Annotated in this window: 1 protein-coding gene; it reads left to right on the forward strand. The window is 44.1% G+C overall.

Annotated elements, in window-relative coordinates; translation table 11 throughout:
• Positions 1 to 1,151, forward strand: a 1,151-nt coding sequence (locus tag G3A47_RS22525) for a DUF11 domain-containing protein (protein WP_166926504.1), incomplete at both ends; no start/stop codon positions are given.

Below are 1,151 nucleotides of genomic sequence, written 5' to 3' on the forward strand. Positions count from 1 at the left end.
CTACCTTATCTATCATTGCTACAGTCAATGCCTCAGGAACGTATACCAACAGTGCGAGTATAACTGCCAATGAAGCAGATCCTACCCCTGGAAATAATACCTCTAGTGTTACCCCAACCCCGGTTGCGCAGTCTAATGTTGGTATAACCAAAACCGCAAGTAGCACTACGCCTAATGTTGGCAGTAATGTTACTTTTACTTTAACAGCAACTAATGCAGGCCCAAGTGCTGCAACAGGAGTGAGTGTAACGGATATTTTACCTTCCGGTTATACTTTTGTAAGTGCCAGCACAGCTTCAGGAACCTATACAAGTGGAACAGGAATCTGGGCGATTGGTGCTTTAGCCAATGGAGTGAATACTACCTTATCTATCATTGCCACAGTCAATGCCTCAGGAACGTATACCAACAGTGCGAGTATAACTGCCAATGAAGCAGATCCTACCCCTGGAAATAATACCTCTAGTGTTACCCCAACCCCGGTTGCGCAGTCTAATGTTGGTATAACCAAAACCGCAAGTAGCGCTACGCCTAATGTTGGCAGTAATGTTACTTTTACTTTAACAGCAACCAATGCAGGTCCAAGCAACGCAACAGGAGTAAGTGTAACGGATATTTTACCTTCCGGTTATACTTTTGTAAGCGCCAGCACAGCTTCAGGAACCTATACAAGTGGAACAGGAATCTGGGCCATTGGTACTTTAGCCAATGGAGCTAATGCTACCTTATCTATCATTGCCACAGTCAATGCCTCAGGAACGTATACCAACAGTGCGAGTATAACTGCCAATGAAGCAGATCCTACCCCTGGAAATAATACCTCTAGTGTTACTCCAACACCCATAAATATAATTGTTGCGGTAACAGAAACGACCCCTTCGGTTAATGGATTACCAGGTGGCACCACCACGGCATTAACGAACAACGATACCTTAAATGGAAGCCCAGTAGTAGTAGGTACTGCAGCAGGGAATGTACAAATCACATCAAGTACGGTTCCAGTAGGATCAGGACTAGTAGTAAATTCAGATGGAACAGTAACAGTTCCGGCCAACACCCCATCTGGAAACTATGCAGTAAGTTATACGATTTGTGAAGTAAACAACCCATTGAATTGTAGTACAATTAGCTCTACGGTAGTAGTAAGTGCC

The organism is Flavobacterium poyangense, from assembly GCF_011751075.1.
Classification (GTDB): Bacteria; Bacteroidota; Bacteroidia; order Flavobacteriales; family Flavobacteriaceae; genus Flavobacterium; species Flavobacterium poyangense.